The 22,853-nt window shown below is 35.0% G+C and carries 20 protein-coding genes; 5 read left to right on the top strand and 15 right to left on the bottom strand.

Annotation, left to right across the window (positions count from 1 at the left end):
- Positions 1 to 171: 171 nt before the first annotated feature.
- From ACJROP_RS02690 to ACJROP_RS02670, 5 genes are all read left to right on the top strand, one after another.
- A complete protein-coding gene (locus ACJROP_RS02690) occupies positions 172 to 1,776 on the top strand; it encodes an ABC transporter substrate-binding protein (protein ID WP_406533959.1) in 1,605 nt (534 codons plus the stop codon).
- An 80-nt stretch (positions 1,777 to 1,856) separates the two neighbouring features.
- Positions 1,857 to 2,852: an ABC transporter permease gene (locus ACJROP_RS02685; protein WP_406533958.1), complete on the top strand. Its 996-nt coding sequence runs from the start codon at positions 1,857 to 1,859 to the stop codon at positions 2,850 to 2,852.
- Positions 2,845 to 3,696: an ABC transporter permease gene (locus ACJROP_RS02680; RefSeq protein ID WP_406533957.1), complete on the top strand. Its 852-nt coding sequence runs from the start codon at positions 2,845 to 2,847 to the stop codon at positions 3,694 to 3,696. Before ACJROP_RS02685 ends, ACJROP_RS02680 begins: the two co-directional genes overlap by 8 nt.
- A 14-nt stretch (positions 3,697 to 3,710) precedes the next feature.
- Positions 3,711 to 4,658, top strand: coding sequence for an ATP-binding cassette domain-containing protein (locus ACJROP_RS02675; RefSeq protein ID WP_406533956.1), 948 nt, complete (start codon positions 3,711 to 3,713; stop codon positions 4,656 to 4,658).
- The gene (locus ACJROP_RS02670) at positions 4,648 to 5,259 is read left to right on the top strand and encodes an ABC transporter ATP-binding protein (protein WP_406533955.1); all 612 of its coding nucleotides are present in this window, start codon (positions 4,648 to 4,650) and stop codon (positions 5,257 to 5,259) included. Before ACJROP_RS02675 ends, ACJROP_RS02670 begins: the two co-directional genes overlap by 11 nt.
- Positions 5,260 to 5,499: 240 nt before the next feature.
- Here the strand turns inward: ACJROP_RS02670 and ACJROP_RS02665 are convergent, their stop codons facing one another.
- The 15 genes from ACJROP_RS02665 to ACJROP_RS02595 form a co-directional block, all read right to left on the bottom strand.
- Positions 5,500 to 6,510: a virulence RhuM family protein gene (locus tag ACJROP_RS02665; protein WP_406533954.1), complete on the bottom strand. Its 1,011-nt coding sequence runs from the start codon at positions 6,508 to 6,510 to the stop codon at positions 5,500 to 5,502.
- 184 nt (positions 6,511 to 6,694) lie between these two features.
- Positions 6,695 to 9,169, bottom strand: a complete 2,475-nt coding sequence (locus ACJROP_RS02660) for a heavy metal translocating P-type ATPase (protein ID WP_406533953.1) — start codon at positions 9,167 to 9,169, stop codon at positions 6,695 to 6,697.
- A gap of 18 nt (positions 9,170 to 9,187) precedes the next feature.
- Entirely contained in the window at positions 9,188 to 9,562 is a 375-nt protein-coding gene (locus tag ACJROP_RS02655) for an ArsR/SmtB family transcription factor (RefSeq protein WP_406533982.1), read from the bottom strand.
- Between the two features lie 133 nt (positions 9,563 to 9,695).
- Positions 9,696 to 10,142: a hypothetical protein gene (locus ACJROP_RS02650; RefSeq protein ID WP_406533952.1), complete on the bottom strand. Its 447-nt coding sequence runs from the start codon at positions 10,140 to 10,142 to the stop codon at positions 9,696 to 9,698.
- A gap of 23 nt (positions 10,143 to 10,165) precedes the next feature.
- A complete protein-coding gene (locus tag ACJROP_RS02645) occupies positions 10,166 to 10,630 on the bottom strand; it encodes a DUF2124 family protein (RefSeq protein ID WP_406533951.1) in 465 nt (154 codons plus the stop codon).
- A gap of 50 nt (positions 10,631 to 10,680) precedes the next feature.
- Positions 10,681 to 11,169 carry a methyltransferase family protein gene (locus tag ACJROP_RS02640; protein WP_406533950.1) on the bottom strand — a complete coding sequence of 163 codons (489 nt, stop codon included), beginning with the start codon at positions 11,167 to 11,169 and terminating at the stop codon, positions 10,681 to 10,683.
- A 77-nt stretch (positions 11,170 to 11,246) separates the two neighbouring features.
- The gene (locus ACJROP_RS02635; RefSeq protein ID WP_406533949.1) at positions 11,247 to 12,203 is read right to left on the bottom strand and encodes a hypothetical protein; all 957 of its coding nucleotides are present in this window, start codon (positions 12,201 to 12,203) and stop codon (positions 11,247 to 11,249) included.
- Between the two features lie 72 nt (positions 12,204 to 12,275).
- Complete coding sequence (locus ACJROP_RS02630) at positions 12,276 to 14,534, bottom strand: ABC transporter permease (protein WP_406533948.1); 2,259 nt, start codon at positions 14,532 to 14,534, stop codon at positions 12,276 to 12,278.
- Positions 14,535 to 14,783: 249 nt separating this feature from the next.
- Positions 14,784 to 17,054, bottom strand: a complete 2,271-nt coding sequence (locus ACJROP_RS02625; RefSeq protein ID WP_406533947.1) for an FtsX-like permease family protein — start codon at positions 17,052 to 17,054, stop codon at positions 14,784 to 14,786.
- 4 nt (positions 17,055 to 17,058) lie between these two features.
- A complete protein-coding gene (locus ACJROP_RS02620; protein ID WP_406533946.1) occupies positions 17,059 to 17,763 on the bottom strand; it encodes an ABC transporter ATP-binding protein in 705 nt (234 codons plus the stop codon).
- A gap of 100 nt (positions 17,764 to 17,863) precedes the next feature.
- Positions 17,864 to 19,300 carry an ABC transporter ATP-binding protein gene (locus ACJROP_RS02615; protein WP_406533945.1) on the bottom strand — a complete coding sequence of 479 codons (1,437 nt, stop codon included), beginning with the start codon at positions 19,298 to 19,300 and terminating at the stop codon, positions 17,864 to 17,866.
- On the bottom strand, positions 19,293 to 20,006 hold the full coding sequence (locus tag ACJROP_RS02610; protein WP_406533944.1) for an energy-coupling factor transporter transmembrane component T: 714 nt from the start codon (positions 20,004 to 20,006) through the stop codon (positions 19,293 to 19,295). The genes ACJROP_RS02615 and ACJROP_RS02610 overlap by 8 nt, the downstream gene beginning before the upstream one ends.
- A gap of 9 nt (positions 20,007 to 20,015) precedes the next feature.
- Entirely contained in the window at positions 20,016 to 20,597 is a 582-nt protein-coding gene (locus ACJROP_RS02605) for an MptD family putative ECF transporter S component (RefSeq protein ID WP_406533943.1), read from the bottom strand.
- A gap of 51 nt (positions 20,598 to 20,648) precedes the next feature.
- Positions 20,649 to 22,394: an ABC transporter ATP-binding protein gene (locus ACJROP_RS02600; RefSeq protein WP_406533942.1), complete on the bottom strand. Its 1,746-nt coding sequence runs from the start codon at positions 22,392 to 22,394 to the stop codon at positions 20,649 to 20,651.
- Positions 22,391 to 22,853 (bottom strand): ATP-binding cassette domain-containing protein (locus ACJROP_RS02595; RefSeq protein ID WP_406533941.1); only part of this gene is annotated, 463 nt, incomplete at its 5' end. The genes ACJROP_RS02595 and ACJROP_RS02600, both read right to left, overlap by 4 nt.

The raw sequence follows: 22,853 nt of genomic DNA, 5'->3' as shown, positions 1-22,853 counted from the left end.
ATACACTTAATTTTTAGACAGTAATTTTTAAATACTTAAAACATTATAATAATATTTGTAATATCATAATAATAGAAAGTATTACATATAATAATATATATCATAAAAAAAGTAATACTGAAATGTGGATATTACTTTAATATTTTATTGAATTTTTAATGAGGAAAAAAAATGGAAACTAAATATATTATAGCTGCAGTTGTTGCAGTTCTTGCAATAATTGGTATTGGTGCTTTTGCCATGGGGGGAGGAAGCACAGAACATGCTGCTAACGAATTAGTAACATGTGTTGCTGCCCACGGTGAAGAACCAGAATTTGGTTTCGACCCAATGCACGGTTGGGGATACCACGACTCTGGAACAGACCCTCTTATACAAAGTACCATTCTTAAAAGAGATAAAGACAACAATTTTGTAAACGATTTGGCGACAGATTATGAAATCTCTAGCGACTTAAAAACTTACACTGTAACTATTCGTGATGATGTAAACTTCACTGATGGTTCCAAATTAACCGCTGAAGATGTAGCATTCTCCTATAATAAAGCAAAAGAATTAGGTGAAGGTGCTGACTTAAGCTCTATGAAAGAAGCTAAAGCGGATGGAGATAAAGTAGTATTCACACTTGATAAAGCTGATTCAACATTCATCAACAAATTAACTGATGTTGGAATCGTGCCTGAAGCTGGTTATGATGAAAACACTTACGGTCAAAACCCAATTGGATCAGGACCTTATAAATTAGCTCAATGGGATAAAGGACAACAATTTATCTTAGAGAAAAACCCTGATTACTATGGAAAAGAACCTTACTTCGAAAAAATAACTAACCTCTTCCTTGATTCCGATGCATCATTCGCATCAGTTAAAAATGGAGATGTAGATATTGCTGAAGTACCAGTAGCATACGCAAACGAAACCGTGGATGGTTACCACCTGGAATACTTCGATTCAATTGATGTACGTGGAATCTCATTACCAACACAAATGGATGAAGGAAAACTATCCGCAGATAATTACACTATTGGTAACAATGTAACTGGTGATCCTGCTATAAGAGAAGCATTGTGTATTGGTATTGACAGACAATCATTAGTTGATGGTTCCTTAAACGGATTTGGTAATGTGTCCAAAAATGGTGTAGCAAATCAATTACCATGGTCATTTGAATCCCCATATACTGACGGGGACATTGAAGGAGCAAAAAAAGTTCTTGCAGATGCTGGATGGAACGACACTGATGGTGACGGAATCGTAGAAAAAGATGGTCAAAAAGCTGAATTTACAATTTATTACAATTCAAAAGCAGTTGAAAGACAAGCAATTGCTGTAGCAGTTGCAGAACAAGCTAAAGAACTTGGTATCGAAATTACTCCTGTAGGTGGAAGTTGGGATGACATTACTCCTAATATTCTCAGTCAAGGAGTAGTATGGGGATTCGGTTCAGCAGATCCATTCGCAATCCAACATCAATATGATTCAAGTGTAGCTGGTGTAGGTTTCGATAACCCTGAATGTCTTAACGATTCTGCTGTAGATTCATTAATTGATGCAGCAATGGCCCAAGAGCTTGATAGTTCATACGCTACCTGGTCCCAAGCTTCACAACAAGCAAACTCCAATTATCCATACTTATGGATTGGAACAATGGATTACACTTACTTTGTAAGTGATGATTTAGACATTTCAAATGATACTGCCCTCATTTATCCACACGGTGGAGACATATGGGGTAACATCTACGATTGGAATCGTATCAATGCAACCGAAGCTTAAATTATTTAATTTAAAATGATTTATTTTTATAAATCATTTTTAAATTCTTTTTTTTAGAACAAAGTTTATACAAACTGGAGATGATTAAAATTAACAATAAAAAATTAGCTAAATTTTTAGGATATAAAGCTATTAGACTACTAATTTTATTAATTGTTATTTCCGCAATCAGTTTTATAATGATACAATTATCTCCAATAGACCCTGTTCAAGCTTATCTTGGCCAAAGAATTGTCAGTCAAGAACAATTAGCAATAATAGGTGAATATTGGGGTACAAATTTATCTTTAAGTGAAAGAGTATTAGGTTGGCTTCAAACTTTAGCATCCGGAAGTATGGGTTTTTCATTAATTTATAGAGTTCCTGTAACCGAAGTAATAATGCAAAAATTCACATCATCATTTATTCTTATGGCTGTTTCTTGGATAATATCTGCAGTTGTTGGTTTTGGATTAGGAATACTTGCTGGTGCAAAAGAAGGTAGTTGGACAGATAAAGCAATTAAAACTTACTGTTACATATTACAATCTACACCTACTTTCTGGATAGGATTAGTACTTTTAATGGTCTTTTCCGTTTATTTAGGATGGTTCCCTATTGGACTTTCTGTTCCAATTGGTCAACTATCAGACACAGTAACATTCTGGCAATGGCTATATAGATTAATATTGCCTGCAATTACATTAAGTATTGTAGGAATCGCATCCTTAACCATGTATACCAGAGACAAACTTATCAGTGTTAAAAAAAGCGATTATTTCTTATTTGCACAAGCTAGAGGTGAAAGTTTTTGGGGAATAATAAAAAATCATGGAATAAGAAACATTTTACTTCCGGCAATCACAATTCAATTTTTATCATTCAATGAATTATTTGGTGGGACAATCTTAGTTGAACAGGTATTTGCATATCCTGGAATTGGTCAAGCAGCTGTAGCTGCTGGATTAAGGTCAGATGTTCCATTATTATTAGGTATTGTTATAATCAGCGCTATTTTCGTATTTACAGGAAATTTTATCGCTGACATAATTTATCAATATGTAGACCCAAGATTAAGGAGTGAGGATAATGAGTAAAACTCCTTGGTATAATAAAGGTTTGTTTAGTTCTTTAAACTTAAGGCAAAAAACCCTTTTGACTATAGGACTCACAGGATTGCTTTTATTAATAATTTTCATTAATGGAATGATGATTGATGCTAATTTGCCAACTGATTTTACTATAAAAATGCAACCTCCATCCTTTGAACACCTTTTTGGTACTGATTGGATGGGAAGAGATATGTTCATCAGAACATTAAAAGGTTTGAGTTTAAGTATTCTGATTGGAATAGGTGCATCAATAATTTCTAGTATTATAGCAACAATTTTAGCATTCTTTGCTAGTTTTAACAGTAAATGCGATGAACTTGTATCCTGGTTAATCGATTTATTTGCATCAATACCTCATATCCTATTAATTATGATGATTTCTATCGGATTAGGTAAAGGGGCTTTTGGTGTAACAATGGCAGTGGCATTTTCACACTGGGTGAATTTGACAAGAGTATTGAGAGCCGAAGTATTACAAATTAACACCTCTGAATATGTTGCATTATCTAAAAGATTTGGTAAAGGTAAATTTTGGATTGCAAAAGAACATATTTTACCATTAGTATTATCTCAAATATTCGTAGGAACATTACTTGTATTCCCTCATGCAATTATGCACGAATCAAGTGTAACATTCTTAGGATTCGGTTTATCACCACACGAACCTGCAATTGGTATAATCTTATCTGAATCAATGACATATCTTGCAATGGGCGCTTGGTGGTTAGCATTCTTCCCAGGAGTGGCATTATTGATTGTCGTATTATTGTTTGACATTATAGGAGACAATTTAAAACGATTATTTGATCCTTCAGAGGCGAATAAATAGATTTTGGTGATATTATGGGAAAATTATTAGAAGTAAATAATTTATCAATATCTTTTACACAATATGTTCAAGGATTAAATAGGCACGATTTAAAGGTGATATCCGATTTGACAATAGATGTTGGAGAAAGCGAAATCGTTGCAATATTAGGTTCCAGTGGTTCAGGTAAAAGTCTTTTAGCTCATTCAATCTTAGGTATCTTGCCTTACAACTCCCATGTTACTGGAGACATTAAATATAAAGGACAGATTTTAGACCAAGAATTAAAAGAAAAGTTAAGGGGTAAAGAAATTTGTTTAATTCCGCAATCAGTGAATTTCCTAGACCCCCTTATGAAAGTATCCGAACAGGCAATCGGAGAATGTAAGGATAAAGAGGAATATGCCGCTAAAAAAATAAGGCAAAGGGAAATTTTTGCAAAATATGGATTGGATGAAAGTGTAGACGACTTATATCCTTTCGAATTATCTGGTGGAATGGCAAGAAAAGTGTTGTTATCTACAGCATTAGTAGGTGATCCTACTTTATTAATTGCCGATGAACCTACTCCCGGTCTTGATGCCAAAAGTGTTGAAGAAACAATTGCAGACATCAGAAATCTAAAAGAACAAGGAAAAGGCGTCCTTCTTATTACTCACGAAATTGATGTTGCACTGAAAACAGCAGACAGAATTGCAATATTCTATTCAGGTTATGTTATTGAAATTAATAAAGTAGAAAACTTCAAAAATGCAGATACAGTATTACACCCGTATACCAAAGCTTTAATTAATTCACTGCCAAGAAACGGTTTCAAATTAACCGAAGGCGTCCAGCCATTAGATGAAGTTCCGGGATGCCCATATTGGGAAAATTGTCCTATACGCATAGACAAATGTAAAAACACTAAACCAGACCTTGTTGAACATGATGGGGTAATGATTAGATGTTTCAATTTCAAGGAGGCTAACGATGGAACTTAAGGCGAACAATATTTCTTTTTCATATAATAAGAAAAAACCTATATTGAAGGATATCTCCTTATCTGTCAACAGTAATCAGATTATAGGATTGATGGGAGACAGCGGTAGTGGTAAATCCACATTATGTAAAATAATAGCAGGATACCTTACCCACTATACCGGTGAAGTTACCATTGATGGCAAAAAGATTCCTGATAAGGATTACTATCCTGTGCAGTTAATCTTTCAACACCCTGAAAAGACCATGAATCCTAAATGGAAGATGGATAAAGTATTGAATGAATCATGGACTCCAACTCAAGATTTAAAAGATACTTTCGGTCTTAAAGACAGCTGGTTGACACGTTGGCCTAACGAACTTTCCGGTGGAGAATTGCAACGTTTCAGTATAATAAGGGCTCTTAATCCTAAAACAAAATTCATCATTGCCGATGAGATAAGTACCATGCTTGATGCAGTTACACAAGTACAAATTTGGGAAGCTCTTATTGGCCATTGCAAAGCAAATAACATTGGAATATTGGCTGTTAGCCACGATAAAGATCTACTTGAAGTGTTCTGCGATGATATCTTATATTTTGATGAAATCAATAATCTCTAAAATTATTTAGAGATTTTTCTTTTTTTATTTTTTAATAATTTTTCAGCATAGTTTAAATTGTTTTTTCATGAAAGTATTCAACAACTAAGAATGACAACTGCACATTTTCTAGAATTAAAAATGAAAATGCTTGGACATAGTTTTTCTTTTGTTTAAATTGGCAAGGGCCATCTACATGAAAAAAAGTAAAATTAGAATAGTGGATTTTTCACCATCCCAATTCCAAATGAATTCAAAAAATTACTTGTTTAACAGTTTTCTTGTTTTTTCTTCAAATTCATTGTAATCTGATTTATAGAGCTTATCTTGGATTGGTCTGAACTTATCAAATTCCACTTTAACAAATTCATTAATCTCACTTCGACTGACTTTTCCTTTACCTTCTAAAATTTGATAACCTACAAAGTCTAAAAATTTGTCCAATTGTTCTGCCCAGTCCTTCATGCTCATGGGAATCTCTCTTGTTGCTTGAAGTTCTGCAAAGTTAAGATATAACTCTACAAGCTTATTCAGTTCTGCTAATTCCTCTTCAGACAAGTAATTTTTAGCAATTTTCGCATCACTTAACTGAATTTTGCCTTCCGGTGAATGTTTCCAAGAGGTTAACCCCATATTTTCCTTATCACTGCTTGCACGATTTTTGATTATTTCAGGAGCAGTCATGCCAGATATTGCATAATGAAGTTTGTTTTGGACTTTAGCATAGAATTCTTGAGTGATTTCAGCATTTTTGTTATAATCATGGCTTGTTGCATACAAATCCGTTAATTTTTCATAGAATCTTCTCTCAGAAACTCTTATCTCACGGATTCTTTCAAGCAAATCATGGAAATAATCCTTTCCAAATCTGGATCCGTTTTTCAATAATTCATCATCTAAAACAAATCCTTTAATAATAAATTCTTTTAAAACACCAGTAGCCCAAATCCTGAATCGTGTTGCATTTTTAGAGTTTACTCTGTACCCTACAGAGATGATAGCATCTAAATTATAGAAACCAGTATTATACTTTTTACCATCAGATGCAGTTACTCGAATTTTTCGAGTAACTGAATTTTCATCCAATTCTTCATCTCTAAAAATATTTTTTAGATGATAAGTAATTGTATGCTCTTTTACATTAAACACTTCGGCCATAGTTTTTTGAGTTGCCCACATAGTTTCTCTTTCATGGTCAATGATTACATCCATAGACACCTCGCCTCCATCACCAACATACAATAAAGTTCTTGTTATCTGATTTTCATTCATGAAAAAAACCTCTTTTTAAGTTTATTGATTTAAAACTTATTTAATTCTTGTTTTTTAATCTTAATAAGGTTTTTGTAACAAATAAAAGCAATATTACAGAGTAAGAACAATATTAATAACTAAAAGCAATTTTATTAAAAAAATAATGAAAAAAAGAGGTTTAAAAATTTAAAAAAAAGTAAAATTAGAATAGTGGATCTTTCACCATTCCAATTCTAAATGAATTCAGGATAACCAGTAAGGTCAATCCCAAATCACCAAAGCCGACAGACATCATCAATGTGATAATACCTAAAATAGCCAGGACTACACATAACAGTTTTACCGCAATAGCAACAGTAATGTTCTGCTTAATGATGCTCATTGTCTTGTGGCTTAAAGCGAATAAATATGGAAGTTTAGATATATCATCCTGCATCAATGCAACATCTGCTGTTTCGATAGCCACATCAGAACCTGCCGCACCCATTGCAATACCTATATTTGCACGTGCCAGTGCCGGAGCATCGTTGATTCCATCCCCGACCATGGCCACATCACCAAACTTGTTCCTAATTGTATCCAGGATGTTTAGCTTGTCTTCAGGCATCAAGTTAGAATAGACATAATCGATTCCAATTTCATCTGCAACACTTTTTGCAGCTAACTTGTTGTCCCCTGTAAGCATTACAGTCTGCACACCTTGGTCTTTCAAATCGGCAATTACTTCAGCAGCATTTTCCCTAATTGTATCGGAAACAGTGATGATACCTAAAACCTTTTCGGAGTTACCGACAAATATCAGGGTTTTACCTTCACTGGAGTACCTGTTGATTTCATCTCTGGATATCTCGAAGTTGGATCCTTCAATCAATGACTCGTTTGCGGCATAATATTGCTCGCCGTTGATGTTGGCGATGATTCCTTTACCTGGGACATTCTTAAAGTCTTCAATTGCATCAAATATTATGTTATGTTCATCAGCATAATTGACTACCGCTTGAGCGATAGGGTGAGATGATTGGAATTCCAAGGAAGCTGCAATTTTGACGATATCCTCTTTTGAGTAAGTTTCATCTAAAACTTCAACATCGCTTAACTGGAGTTTTCCTTCTGTCAATGTACCTGTTTTATCAAAGATGACGGCTTTGACATTACGCATTTCCTCAACATAGGTACTTCCTTTAATGATAACACCATTTCTGGTAGCTGAAGTAATGGAAGACACCATTCCGACAGGAGTTGAAATCAAAAATGCACAAGGGCATGAAATTACCAATAGTGAAAGAGCCTTGTAAACCCAGTCAACTAAATTTTGACCGAACAGAAGCGGTGGAACAAATGCTACAATAGCTGCCGCAACCATCATGATTGGAGTATAATACTTAGCCACCTTTTCAACCAAAGTTTCGGTTTCAGACCTGTTGAGCTGGGATCTTTTAACTAAAGTTACGATTTTTGAGATGACTGAATCCTTAGCGGCTTTAGTTACTTTAATTTCCAGATATCCGTCTTCATTAACGGTTCCGGAAAAGACCTCATCCCCAACTTCTTTTAGGACCGGAACGCTTTCACCTGTAATTGAAGCTTGGTTAATGGAAGATGAACCTAAAACGACTTCACCATCCAAAGGCACCTTATCACCAGGTTTTACGATAACAATATCGCCAATATCCACTTCATCAACATTCCTGATTTCCTCTTTGTCTCCAACTTTTACCCTAGCAGTATCAGGAGCAATTTCAACCAGTGACTTGATTGAACGTTTAGCTCTATGTTCGGCATAGTCTTCTAAAAATTCTGCAATATAGTAAAGGAATGTTACAGCCGCACCTTCTTCAGGATGGCCTATGATAAATGAAGCAACACATGCAATACACATTAACATTGCAGGGCCGATGGTGTGTCTTTTGACTAATGAGTTATAAGCCAAAACGGCAATCTCATAACCTGCAATTATAGCGCCCAACATATATGTAGCAGTAACAACAGTTGGTGAAAATGACAAATATTCAAAAACGTGACCCAATACAAATAGGATACCGCTCGCAACGATAATCTGGATTGGTCTGTTTGCAATCAATGGTTTTCCTTCAGCCAACAATTCTCCATCGCCATGGCTGTGCTCATGTCCGTGGTCATGGTTATCATCATCTACACAATCAGGACAGGCACAAAGACTGAATTCAACATCATCATCGTGGTCGTGGTCATGGCAACCGCAATCATCATCTGTGCAAACGTTTTTCTCTTCATGACTGTGTTCATGGTCGTGATCATGATGATGCTCGTGATCATGATGATGCTCATGCTCATGATGCTCATGCTCATGGTCGTGATCATGATGATGCTCATGCTCATGGTCGTGATCATGATTGTGGTCGTGTCCATGGCCATGTTCGTGGCCATGTTCGTGGTCATGGTCATCATCATCTGCACAATCAGGACAGGCACAAAGATTTATATCAACATCTTCATCATAATCAATTTCTTCTCTGTGGTCATATACGCTTAAATCAGTATTTTTCTGATAATCCCTTAATAACTGTTTATCATAATGATTTGGATCTTCACAGTGAACATCCTCACATTCCGGGTCGAAACAGATGTAATTGTAATGTTTCGGATTGCGACAGTTTTCATCTTCACAATCTGAATCATAACACCTATTTTCATCCATAGTATCACCAATTAAAAATTATTCTAATATATGTTCTAGACCTACTTTGTATATCATTTCAATATGATTATCTGTAAGAGAATATCTTGCCATTTTACCTTCTTTTTGGTATTTGACAATATTATTTGCACGCAATATCCTTAATTGATTTGAAACTGTTGTTTGGTTTAAATCAAGTGATTCACAGATATCACATACACATAAATCCTCAAGAGAAAGTAGAGAAATAATTTTTAATCTTGTTGGATTTCCAAATATTTTAAAAAATTCTGATAAATCTGTGTATTCTTCTTCCAAAAGCATTGACTCTTTTACACGAGCAACAACTTCATCATGAGAATCAAATACCTCACAGACATCATCATTTTCGTTTTCAAGATTATTATTTTTCATAGTTATCACATATATTATATATTTACATATTATGATATGTTTATCTATTTAAATTTTGTCATATCATGATATTATGATATGTTGTTTAAAAAATAGTTTACATTAAAAATTGGAAAAAAATAAAAAAATAGGATTAACTACCCTGAAGGTCATGGACTTCCTGACCGATGTAATCTACATCTCTAACCAGCAGAACGTCCCTTGAAAACTCGACATCCCCCAAGGAATGATTTTCCAGGACTTTGCATTCTATGAACTCGTCAATGTAGGCGTCACATACATATTGTGAAGGGATTTTCATTGCATCCCCCTTGTCCATCACCACAAATGCCCCATCAGCGACAAAGACCTGCTTGTTTCCCAGAGATTCCATCCATGCAACTGTTTCATTATCGTAACCTTCATAATAATCCGCAGTTTTAATGTCCTCAATTATCCCATATAATGGAATTGGACCTTCTGAAGATACTGTAATGGATGTTTTAGTTGAATCATCAGTTTCGCTGAAAGAATAAACTAAAACCAATGCCAGAATAGCTAAAAGTACAATCACGATTGCAATAATACTTTTATCATTCATTTCAAAAACCCCCATTTTACGGATTATTTTTTAACCACGCCTATCAATGTTCCGTCGATGACACAGTCGAAATCGACTTTTTCCAGCCATCCCGCTTTGGTAAACATATCCATGAAGCAAACTCCCATAAGAAGACCATCCTCTTTCAATATCTCTTTAACTAAAGCTTTCACTTCTTCAGTATCAACGTCATATTTTGGCATGGACAATCCACCCAACAATACAACAGCATCAGAGTCATGAGGGTCTGAAACTTCATCCTTAAGCACCATAGCATATGGCTTGGATTCGAATTCATGGCAATCATCAATATCCAGCAAAGGAATGAAATGTGTCTCCTTATCCCTTACGGAATAGGCCAAGAATTCTGCAAATGGAGTGCAAACGCCTGGAGATCCGATAAAAGTAATTTTTTCAGCATCCCCGATTTCTTTTTTAAATGTTACAAGCTGTCCATTCAATCCTTTCCATTCGTAAATGTCTTCCATAGTACCACCTTATAAGTTAAATTATATCATTATGCTTTTAAATGTTTTTATTATTTTAATTTCGGCAAGAATCTATTTGAATTTTTTACATAATCCTCATAAGCTTTTCCAAAATCCTTCATCAAGCGTTGTTCTTCCTTTTTGACTTGAACGTTCATTATCAAAATTTCAATTATGAAAACCAATAAAGCTCCTATTGAAAAGATAGCTATCAAAACTCCGATGTGGTATATGAAAACCCCAAGCAACATCGGATTTCTGCAGATTCCGTATGGTCCCTCCGTCATTAAGGAGCTTGTTCTGGGTGCAATTTCATGATTGAATGCATCGAAAGGATTCCCCCCGCCAACATTTTTCATGTAAACGATTGACCATACGCTTAATCCGATTCCGACAATAGCCAAAACAATCACTATAATCCATCTGATTAATCCTATTTCAGCCAGATTCGGACTCCCCGCTGCCAAAAACATTACATAAGGAATTCCGATTATGAAAATTATTAAACCTAGCAAATATCCTATGAAATCACGATTCATGCCATCACCTTCAATAACTATTAATTAATCTCATCATATAAATGATTATTTATATGTTTCCAGAATGCAAAAAGTTATCATTCCCGATAAACATCATCGGGTTGGTTATCATTAAAAATACAGTCATTCAAATTTAAATATTCCTTATTTTTTGTATATACTGATCCTCCGCAATTTGCAGTATTTTTGCATAACCTGGAATCAGCAATGCTCAACAGGCCATTGTCATATATCGCTCCGCCATGACCCTCAGATGTGTTATTGAAAAATTCAGAATAGGTTATGGTCAAATCACCGTCAATGCTAAATATCGCTCCGCCATCATTATCTGCCATGTTATTTGATAATGTGGACTCGGCAATATTCAATATGCCCCTATTTTTGTGTATTGCTCCGCCACCAAACATTCCACTGGCCATATTCTCGGATAATATGGATTCCGTTATATTTATCTCACCCCTATTGTCATATATTGCTCCACCGGATCCATTTGCAGTGTTTTTGGATAATACGGAATTCCTGATATTCAATTCAGCACCACTATATACTGCTCCACCATCATTTATTGCTGAGTTATTGGATAATCTGGAATTTGCAATGTTTACTACACCATTGAAATTGAATATTGCTCCGCCATGACATCCTGAGGCATTATCAGATATAGTGGAATCTTCAATGTTCATCTTACCCCAATTATTGTATATCGCTCCGCCTGCAACATCTGCTGCATTAGATAATATTGATGATTCGAATATGTTTAAAACTCCCTTGAAGTTATATATGGCTCCAACACCATTTTTCAGCACAATATTTTTAAGAGTTATCCGTTTATCAGTAATGTAAAAAATTCGTGCTTTTCCGCAAGCATCAATTGTGTGGCCATTTGCTTCAATGATTAAATCATCAACATCCAGATTAATTCCATCCACATATTCAGACTCTTCATTTTCATCTAAAACTATGTCTGAAGTTAGAAAAATCTTTTTAGCTCCACTATGGATTAAATCATCTAAATATTTAAAGTTTTCTTGCATATCCAACACCAAAACTAATATTAAATATGGAATCACTATTAATTAAACTTACACAATGATTTTTACACATGCTCATTCAACATCCTTAAGCGCTTCGACCATATTTAAATCACTGATTCTATCCGAAAACAATAGATTGACGCCAATTGATATGGTAAATATAATAATTGCGGTCAATAGGATATTTCCCCAAGTCAAGGAGGGAATATAATACAAGGAATCGCCTGCAGCATCCATCATTAACGTCATGAAGTAAAAACCTAGCGGAATTCCCAATATAAAACCTATTGTTGTGAAAATCACGTTCTGTGTTAACAGTAATTTTCTTAAAACGTTTGTCTTGAATCCCAAAACCTTTAGGGTTGCAATTTCCCGCTCCATTTCGGTAAATGACAGGATTCCCAGATTATATAAAATCAGTATAGCCAGCACAACAGCTACAACTGTCACTACATAAACCATCATCATTACTGATTCCGTTACCTTGTCCCAGCTTTTTTTCATCTTGTCAATGCTTGAGATTGATTTGATTGAATCAAAGTTTTCAGCGAAGAACTGTTTGGTCAAAATATGGGACGGTGTGAAGTTCAAGCCTTGATCTTCTAGGGTATCGGGAGACATTATTAAACCTTGAGATATAGGTTCAGCATGAATCTGGCCTATTTTTGAGCTCACCCACTCATCACTTCCGACAATGTGCCATTTCACTTTATCGCCAATGCTTAAGTTAAAAGTATCGGCAAGTTTTCTGGAAACTGAAACTTTTCCCTCATCAATGCCAATCGGATTTTTATTGCTGTCCGTATAGGATATCAAATCCGTGTTATTCGATACCAACAACCCTACCGTGTCTTCCATGCCATTCGCTTTAATTTCAATCGATTGCTGCATGATAAAGCTACCATTGGTCTCATTTAAAATGTAGTACAGTTCCATCGGATTTGCCTCATTTGAAAGCAACAATTTTGACTCGTAATGGCTGATATTATCATATTCCCATGATTTCAGCTCATCCATGCTGTCATTCATACCGAATGCCGCAATTAGCAGTGCAACACATCCCATAACTCCAACTATCGCCATGAATGCCCTGAACTTATTTCTTCTTGCATCTCTCCAATTCCAACGAAGATTGAAACTTAAATGTTTCCAAAACGTTGATCTTTCAATCAGACTATCTGAAGAAACATTCGGAGCTTTTGGCCGTAATGTATTTGCAGGATTTTCCTTTGAAATCCTTCTGCAGGATAAGTATGTAACAAAAACAGATGATGCAACCATCAACACTGCAATATAAACAAAACTCATGTCAAAACCGGGATGCCAGCTTGGCATACTGTAGCTTCTGGCCATTGTCGGATAAAACATTTGGGGAATTATCATAGGTCCTGTAATCAAACCTAAAATAGCTCCCGCCAAGACTGGCCAGAATGCATACGACAGGTAATGCAGGATTATTGTTATGTCCTTAAATCCCACTGCCTTCAGGATTCCAATCTGAGTTCTTTGGTATGCAACAATCCTTGTCATTGTTGTTAAGAGTGTCAGGAAAGTAACTAAAATAAACACAATCGGGAAAACATCTCCAATCATCTTGTGCTGTGCCATTTCATCTGCAAACTTGGCAACACTGAGATGGTCTTCCTTTTTAGTGAATGATAAATAATCGATTGACTTATCAAGTTTGTCTTTAAAATCACTATCTGATTGATTATATTTAACTAACGCCCGGTTATATTCCAAATCGTCAGGATATGCCTTGGCTGAAAGGTATGCAAATCCAATCTCTGAAAAATCAGGAGTCAATGTAGAGGGGGATGATTCATAAATATACTCCGGAGAATAACCTAAACCCTTAATCTCCTTTTTGATTTTATTGTCATCGAATTCAAATGTGATGGAATCCCCGATTCTTAAATCACGGGCATCGGCAAAACGCTTATCCAGCCAAACACCTGAAGCATCTGATGCATTGAAATCTTCACCTTCAGTTGCATAAAACTTGGAAATCGTTCCCTTTTCAACGAAGTGCAGCGTTATATCAGGTTTGTTATCCATCTTTGCAACAGATTGAACAACATACTGCCTATCAGATTCTGTTGCAAATTCGTTTATTTTATCAATTGAAGAGTCATCAAAATCAGTATTGTAAATCCAGCCGTCAGCCATATTAGTCATGGCATAATACTCATCAGAAGTTTGTTCTAGACCATAATACTCGCCATATATTCCGCAGTAAGCAAAGATACCCAAAAATGCCATCAGAAATATTGCAATGAATTGCGTCTTATTGATTTTTATATCCCTCAGCATTTTCTTAGATAGTGACATAATATAATATTAGAAAAATGAAATATAAAAAACTCACTTTTAATTGATGGAAGGTCCTATTAAAATGAAAGTTCAACAAGAGAACAATGAATGCAAAAGGATGATTTACATTAACATTGCCGATTTGCAAATATTAATCCAATTGAAAATAGGGATGTATATCAAATAACCAAATAATAATCAAAATAAAAAAAAGTAATAGTTAATGTGAAATTAATCTAATTTCACAATAACATTTGAGGTAGAAATCTATTCTCCACTCTTTAGAGATTCAACCATATCCAAGTTCTTAATCTTACGTGAAAACAACAAGTTCACAAGTATTGACAATGCAAAGGTTATTGCAGCAGATATCAATAAGTTTGTAATTGATATTGAAGGTAGAATGTAGAATGAATCTCCTGAAGACTCCCACATTATTTTTAGGATGTAATAACCTACCGGAAGGCCGATTATAAATCCAATGGCAGTAAACCACAAGTTTTGAGTAAGTAAAAGTCTTCTTAGAGCTCCACTCTTGAATCCTAAAACCTTTAATGTGGCTATTTCACGTTCGATTTCTGTAAATGACAGCAAACCTAGGTTATATAGAACAACAACGGCCAAAACACTTGCAAAGAAGATTAAAATGTAAATTGCTAACCACATTGCCTCAGTTAGTTCATCCCAACTTGAAACCATATCTCTGATTGAATTAACTGATTTGATGGCTGAATAATTTTTATCAACATGCTCAGCGGTTACAATGCTTGTCGGAGTGTAATTTAAATCCAAATCCTCTAGCTTGTCTTTTGACATGATGAAACCTTGTGAAGTCGGATCTGCATGAATCTTATCAATTGTTGTGTTTACCCATTTGTCTGAGCCCATAATGTGCCATGTTACAGTATCTCCAACATCAACATCCAACAAATCAGCCATCTTTTGAGAAATTGACACTTCATCATTTCCTATACTTATCTCATTCCAATCATAATCAGTTGGAGTAATTAAGTCTGTATGATTTAAGACAAGCAGCGAACCTGACTTTTTAGCCGAAGACGATTCGATTTCAATAGCTGATTCCATTATCTTATCACCGTTTACATCGTCTGCAACATCATCAATTTCTGATAGGGTAGCCTCTTCATCGATTACCAATTTTGAATCGTAATGATTGATTTGATTAAATTCCCATTCTTTTAAATCATTCATTCCGTCATACATGCCGAATGCAGAGATTAAAAGTGCAGTACAACCCATAACACCAATGATTGTCATCAATGCCCTGAACTTATTTCTTTTAGCATCACGGTAATTCCAACGTGCATTGAAAGATAGTTTTTTCCAAAAGCTGAATTTCTCAACAAACCCTGATGTTGAAACCTTAGGTGCCTTTGGTTTTATTGTATTGGCGGGATTTTCCTTTGAAATATTTCTAACTGCAAAGTATGAAACCGCCAAAGACATTATAATCATCAAAGCGGTTACATATATGAAATTCATGCTCCATGCTGGATCCCATGAAGGCAACTTGTAAGTTGCACTCATTGAAGGCAGAAAGAGCTTAGGCAATGTAAGAGGACCTAAAATCAAACCTAAAATAGACCCAATCAAAACCAGCCAGAATCCATATGAAATATAATGAATCATTATTGACCTGTTTGTAAACCCACTGGCTTTCAAAATACCGATTTGTGTACGTTGATGAGCAATGATTCTTGTCATTGTTGTCAAAAGAATCAACATTGCAATCAGGATAAACACAACCGGGAAAATATCAGCCATCATCTTGTGCTGGTCCATCTCTTCAGAAAACTGACTTACGCTAGTATGCTCTGACCTTTCAATGAATGAGTTATAATCTCCATCCAATTCATCTGAGAGCAAATCGTCATACTCACCAGGTTCCCCATCAAATTTCACATTTAATACATTGTATGGAACATCATCTAACGGGAATGCCTTATAGGACATATAGGCAAAACCAATTTTATTAAAATCGGGAATTACAGAGGATGTTGAAGCGTGATATACATATTCGGGAGAATAACCGATTCCCCTAATTTCCTTTTCGATTTCCAATCCGTTGAATTTGAATGTGATGTTGTCTCCAACTTTCAGGCCTTTTGCATCTGCAAAGCTTTTGTCAAGCCATACCCCATCGCTATCGCTGACATTTAACGGTTCGCCATCCATCAGATAGAACTTTGATATTGTATTGTTTTCCACAAAATGCAGCTTAACCTCGGGATCATTTGAAAAATCTGCAACCGAATCCAAGACCAACTGTCTTTCCGAAGCTGTTGTTAAGCTTAGATTATTGACTTTATCAACAAAATCATCACTCAAATCGGCTGCATAAATCCAACCATCCGCCAGATTTGTATCATTATAATAATTGTTACTGTTGACTTCAAGACCTACTGATTCTCCGCCGACACCAGCAAAAACAAAAACACCTAAAAATGCCATTAGAAAAATAGATAGAAATTGTGTTTTATGCTTCCTGATGTCTCTCAACATCTTTTTGAAAAGCATCAAATCACCAGTCTAAATCAGTGACCTTTTTTGGATTTTCACTAACAACAACACTTTCAATCTGGCCGTTTTTAATTCTTATTACCTTATCAGCGGCCTCAGCAAGTATTGCGTTGTGAGTTACAATTACAACTGTAGTATTCTGGCTGTTGCTCATGTCTTGAAGCAAACTTAAAATTAGCACACCTGTTTTTGAATCAAGCGCTCCTGTCGGCTCATCACATAAAAGCATTGTAGGCTTTTTGGCGACTGCACGGGCAATTGATACCCTTTGCTGCTCACCACCGGACAATTGTGCTGGAAATTGGCTTGCATGGTCCTTAAGTCCAACGGAGTCTAAAACTGCAAGTCCGTCAATATCCACATCAACAATATCCTTCATCAGCTCCACATTTTCAAGGGAAGTTAAATTCGGAATCAGATTATAAAACTGAAATATGAAACCGACATTTTTTGCTCGGTATTCAGTAAGCTGATTATCATCAAATTTTTCTACATTCTGTCCATTTACAATAATCTGACCGGAGGTTACTGAGTCAAGACCTCCCAGGAGATTTAAGAGTGTTGACTTGCCCGCACCAGACGGTCCGAGAATTACAACAAATTCTCCTTCGTCAATTGTAAAATTAACATTATCCATAGCTTTTAAGATGTGATCTCCAGATTTGTATTCCTTTACCACATTTTTAAATTCTATAATTGTACTCATTAATATGCCTTCTTTAATTAATTATACTTATATTTTATTTTTTTAATATATAAAATTTAGGTATGCCTAAAAATTATTAAAATTACTATAAAAATTAGAATTATAAGAAAAATTTCCTCAATTTTTCTTCATCAATCTTATAATTATCGACTACATTCCCATTTTCCAAATGTAGAATATGGGAACATGTTTCCATGATTAATTCGAAATCATGAGTTATGATAAAAGAGGTAATGCCTAAGCTTTGAAGATAAATCAGGTTTTCGCTGACTTTCATCATATTTTTTAAATCAAGCCCGCTTGTTGGCTCATCAAAAATCAATATTTCTTTTTCAGATGCGATTGCTGATGCAATGGCCACCCTCTGCTTTTCACCACCTGACAATGCCATAGGATGTGCATCTTTTAAGTGAATTAAATTTAAATTAGTTAAAATAGTCTTGGCCAACTCTTCATTTTCTTCATCCATACTCAACAATACTTCATCCATGACGCTTTCAGTAAATAACTGATGGTTTACATCCTGCATTACCATGTAACTTTTCTTCAATAGCTCTTTTCGTTTTAATATTTTATCGTTAATGATTAATTCCCCTTTACATGACCTTTTAAGGCCACATAAACAATTGGCCAATGTTGATTTTCCAGCGCCATTCTTGCCTATGATAGCAATTATCTCATTTTTAGGAATTTTAACATTATCAATACCTAAAACCCGAGTCCCGCCATATTTAAAATTGAAATTTTTTAGTTCTAGAAATTCAAGGTTCTTTGAATAATATTGCTTGCATTTTGCAGTTAAATTATTTAAATCCAATTGCCTTAATCCTAAATCTCGATGACTAATATCTTTAAATTCAGAAGAGGACCATTCTTTGGCTATTTTTCCATCTTTAACGAACAGCACCCTATCAACAACTTCACTCAAAAAGAATAATTTATGCTCTGCAATGATAACTGTTTTGCCTTGAGATTTCCAGTTTCTTATTATCTCTTCAAATTCCCAACTAGATTGTGAATCCAAGTTAGATGACGGTTCATCCAGAATAATTATTTCAGGACTGACAGCTGATACTGAAGCACAGGCTATTTTTTGCTTTTCACCACCTGACAAATTAAAAATGCTTTTATCCAATAAATGACTTAACTTGAAGTCAGAAACCACATTATCTAATCGTTTTTTAATCTCGGTTTCTTCAACAGCCAAGTTTTCACATCCGAAGACTATCTCACTTGTTGTATCGACATTGAAAAATTGGGTTTTTGGATTCTGAAAAACAGATCCGATATGCTTGGAAATTTCATAAATTGGCATTTCACTCAGCAGATTATTATTCAAATAGACATCACCCGCTCGTTTTCCATCAAAGAAATTTGGAATGAGGCCATTTAAAAGACGTGTTATGGTAGTTTTTCCACAACCTGACTCTCCACAAAGCAAAATCACTTCACCTTGCTTAACATTCAGATTGATATTATCTAAATTATTTTTTCCATCTTCTCCATATGAAAATGAAACCTCTTCCATCTTAAGCAAACAGAGCACCTCCAATAAAGTAATAGGCATAAACTCCCAAACCAATAATCGCAATTGAAATAAACAAATAATCCATCATATTAAACCTAACAGAAAGTAAGTGAGTTCTTTTTTGAGGATTGCTAAGGCCTCTTGTTAGGGAAGCGGCAGATAACTCATCTGCAGTCTTAACAGCACTGATTAAAATTGGAATCATATAAAATTCAATTAATTTTAAGGGGGATTTGAGGGATTTGAAAGTCAATCCAAATCCTCTCATTTTCATAGCATCAGTTATGGACCTGATTTCTTCATAAACAGATGGGATATATCGAAATACTACTGAAAGAGGAATTATAATGTCTCTTGGAATATTGCTTTTCTCCATTGAAGCTATAAATTCGCTGACTTTTGTTGTTGATATTGTATAATATCCCATCATAAGAATTGGCAACATTCTAGTAGCAGTATAACTGAACGCTATCAACAATACTGATAAGATACCAGTTGCAGTAGGAAGAATAGCTATTTGAAGGAATCTTGCTATTATAAATACTAGAATGTAAATCAATGCTGCCTTTTTATAATTTGAGAAAAATAAACAAACGAATGGAATTAAAACTAAAATCCCACTGACATAAAAAGGTGCATCATTAAAAACCATGAAGCTTAAAATAACAAGAATTATTATTTTAGTTCTTGGATCTATACTTAGTTTTAATTCCATAATTTCACCTTAAGCAATACCTGCTCTTTGGAAATGTTTTTTCAATACTATTTTTCCAATGTATGCACTTATCAAACCAAAAATAAAAGTTAAAACAATCATAACTATCAAAGTATTGGTTTGTAGGAACGGTGCAACAACATTAACATAATCGTTTCCCATAGATGTGCGCATAGCTTCCATATAAGCGTCCCTTAAAATGAAAAATGGCAACATATTGCCCATGATTCCTAAAATAAACACTCCATGACTAATAATGGAATTTTTGATTGAAGAGTAATTTCCCATTTTCAAGATATAATCAGCAATAAATGCACAGACAGTAAATGTTACTATAGGAACCCATGTATGACCGCTTAAAAACATTACAAGCCCTAGAATAAAACCTAATAGGGTAACCATTCCAAATTTGGAAACCCTTGTTAAAAACAACATGTATGGAATTCCACAAATCAATGCCGCCAGAACCGGCAGCGCCAGCATTACAATCGGAATGTAACCTAACATTCCGAAAAGAAATATCAAAACTATAATGATTACTGCGAATATACCGACAGTAATCAAATCTTTTACATTTAATCTTTCACTCATTAGAATTTCTCCTATTTTTTTAATAATTTAATGAAATTAATGTAGAGAATGTTATATTTTCCATTCTCCACTTAAACTTTGCAAATCAACCATTTTCTTAAATAAGCCACCGTTAGCAATCAATTCTTCAGGTGAACCTTGTTCAGCAATCCTGCCTTCATCCAATACTACAATTTTATCTGCATTGGCTATTGTACGCATCCTATGGGCTATGATGATAACAGTCTTGTTTTTGATTAGCTCAGACAATGCCTTTTGAATTTTGGATTCGTTTTCAACATCTAAAAATGAAGTTGCTTCATCCAAAAGGATGACATTAGCATCCTTAAGCAATGCTCTTGCAATTGAGATTCTTTGCCTTTGGCCACCAGATAAAAGTTCACCGTTTTCACCAATGACAGTATCATAACCGTTTGGAAGCTTTTGAACAAATTCCTCACATTCCGCAAGTCTTGCCGCCTCAATCACCTCTTCATCTGTTGCGTCTTTCTTACCAACACGTATATTTTCTAAAATCGAATTGTTGAATAGAATTACATCTTGGAAAACTATTGAAAAGTTCTCTAAAAGTTTTTCAGAATCCAATTTGGATAAATCCTGACCGCCGAGTGATACTGTACCGGAAACCGGATCCCAAAATCTTGCAGCCAGCTTTGAAACAGTGGATTTACCACCACCGGATGGTCCGACAAGCGCTGTTACTTCACCTTGCTTTGCAGTAAATGAAATATCAGTTAGGACATCTTTCAAATCATCATAATTGAAATCAACATCCTTAAATTCCACATCATAACCATCCAATGAATAATCGGTTAAACCACCTTCAATTACTAGACTTTCAATTTCTTTAGTTCTCCATATTTTCATGTCCATCATGAAAATTTCAGATAAAAACATCAATCCGTTCTCAACAGGAGCATAAATTGTAGCAGAAGCTATCAAAAATATCAAAAGTGTATAAAGGGATACCTGTGAGTTCACAATTAAATATGAACCTAATAGAATCACAGAAACAATTCCAAGGTTTAAGACAACTTTGCCTGTGATAACTCCCGCTGAAGCCATTAGCTCCGCTTTTATTCTTGATTTTTCAATTTTTGATGTTAAGTTGCTGATTTTACCGAAGTATTCGTTTTCATAATTGTATGACTTCAAATCCCGAATAGATTCAATGCATTCCTGCATAGCATCTCCACAGTCAAGCAAATCAGCCATTACAATTTCTCCACCTTTATAAATGAGTATTTTTGAAGCATATAATATTGCAAATGCAACAGGAACCGGCCATAAAAGGGCAATAGCCAGTCTCCAATCAAATGTGAAGAGTCCAATGGCTACCAGAATCAAAGAGATTATGGAACCCAACAATTGCGGAACTGCATGTGAGAAAACATGCTCCAAATCAGTGCAGTCATTCATGATAGTTGAGGTCAGATCAGCCAAATCCCTATTTTCAAAGAATGATAACGGAAGCTTCCTTAAGTTCTCACCAAGATTAATCCTTCTGTTTTCGCTTTCTGTGTAGGTTGTATTGAATACAAAATGATATTGTTTCCAGGCAAAAGCAAAGATAATGCCTAAAACAATCAATATTAAAACGATGAACATTCCAAGATTCGGTTCTATGATTTCCCCACCGGTCAATGGCTCTACCCATAAATAAAGAAGCAGAGCATACAAACCAACCGGCAACATGAATGAAATGTTTAAAAGGGCAGTATAAAGAATACCTTTGATTAGATTATCTGAACCGTATTTTGTGAGTCCAAATCTTCGTGTAAAGAATTCTGATATCATTGTACCACCTCACTTTTTACTTTCCATTGAATGGATTGGTTGAATTCATCCCACATTCTTGAATAAAGTCCACCATCCTCAACTAAGCTGTCGTGATTTCCTTGCTCAATAATTCGGCCATTTTCAACTACATAAATTTTATCTACATTTTTAACTGTGGATAACCTATGAGCAATCATGATAACAGTCTTGTCTTTAGTGATTTCTGAAATTGCCTTTTGAATCATATATTCATTTTCAGGGTCGGCCAATGCAGTTGCTTCGTCTAAAATAATAATTGGAGCATCTTTAAGTATTGCCCTTGCAAGAGCAATCCTTTGTTGTTGGCCTCCGGAAAGATAAGTTCCTTCGGTTCCGATTACTGTATCAATCCCATCAGGCAGCTCATCGATAATGTCATCACATTGAGCCAGACTCAATGCATTTTTAACATCATCCCTTGAAGCTCCTTTACGGCCA

Origin of the sequence: Methanobrevibacter sp. (genome assembly GCF_045220775.1) — an archaeon.
Classification (GTDB): domain Archaea; phylum Methanobacteriota; class Methanobacteria; order Methanobacteriales; family Methanobacteriaceae; genus Methanocatella.
This window is presented reverse-complemented; position numbering and strand designations above follow the sequence as displayed.

Coding starts and splice junctions, on each gene's coding strand:
- ACJROP_RS02600 (WP_406533942.1), bottom strand. CDS start 22,394: ATGATATCAGAATTCTTTACACGAAGATTTGGACTCACAAAATACGGT.
- ACJROP_RS02670 (WP_406533955.1), top strand. CDS start 4,648: ATGGAACTTAAGGCGAACAATATTTCTTTTTCATATAATAAGAAAAAA.
- ACJROP_RS02610 (WP_406533944.1), bottom strand. CDS start 20,006: ATGGAATTAAAACTAAGTATAGATCCAAGAACTAAAATAATAATTCTT.
- ACJROP_RS02625 (WP_406533947.1), bottom strand. CDS start 17,054: ATGCTTTTCAAAAAGATGTTGAGAGACATCAGGAAGCATAAAACACAA.
- ACJROP_RS02690 (WP_406533959.1), top strand. CDS start 172: ATGGAAACTAAATATATTATAGCTGCAGTTGTTGCAGTTCTTGCAATA.
- ACJROP_RS02675 (WP_406533956.1), top strand. CDS start 3,711: ATGGGAAAATTATTAGAAGTAAATAATTTATCAATATCTTTTACACAA.
- ACJROP_RS02630 (WP_406533948.1), bottom strand. CDS start 14,534: ATGTCACTATCTAAGAAAATGCTGAGGGATATAAAAATCAATAAGACG.
- ACJROP_RS02650 (WP_406533952.1), bottom strand. CDS start 10,142: ATGAATGATAAAAGTATTATTGCAATCGTGATTGTACTTTTAGCTATT.
- ACJROP_RS02655 (WP_406533982.1), bottom strand. CDS start 9,562: ATGAAAAATAATAATCTTGAAAACGAAAATGATGATGTCTGTGAGGTA.
- ACJROP_RS02645 (WP_406533951.1), bottom strand. CDS start 10,630: ATGGAAGACATTTACGAATGGAAAGGATTGAATGGACAGCTTGTAACA.
- ACJROP_RS02635 (WP_406533949.1), bottom strand. CDS start 12,203: ATGCAAGAAAACTTTAAATATTTAGATGATTTAATCCATAGTGGAGCT.
- ACJROP_RS02620 (WP_406533946.1), bottom strand. CDS start 17,763: ATGAGTACAATTATAGAATTTAAAAATGTGGTAAAGGAATACAAATCT.
- ACJROP_RS02685 (WP_406533958.1), top strand. CDS start 1,857: ATGATTAAAATTAACAATAAAAAATTAGCTAAATTTTTAGGATATAAA.
- ACJROP_RS02605 (WP_406533943.1), bottom strand. CDS start 20,597: ATGAGTGAAAGATTAAATGTAAAAGATTTGATTACTGTCGGTATATTC.
- ACJROP_RS02640 (WP_406533950.1), bottom strand. CDS start 11,169: ATGAATCGTGATTTCATAGGATATTTGCTAGGTTTAATAATTTTCATA.
- ACJROP_RS02660 (WP_406533953.1), bottom strand. CDS start 9,169: ATGGATGAAAATAGGTGTTATGATTCAGATTGTGAAGATGAAAACTGT.
- ACJROP_RS02665 (WP_406533954.1), bottom strand. CDS start 6,510: ATGAATGAAAATCAGATAACAAGAACTTTATTGTATGTTGGTGATGGA.
- ACJROP_RS02680 (WP_406533957.1), top strand. CDS start 2,845: ATGAGTAAAACTCCTTGGTATAATAAAGGTTTGTTTAGTTCTTTAAAC.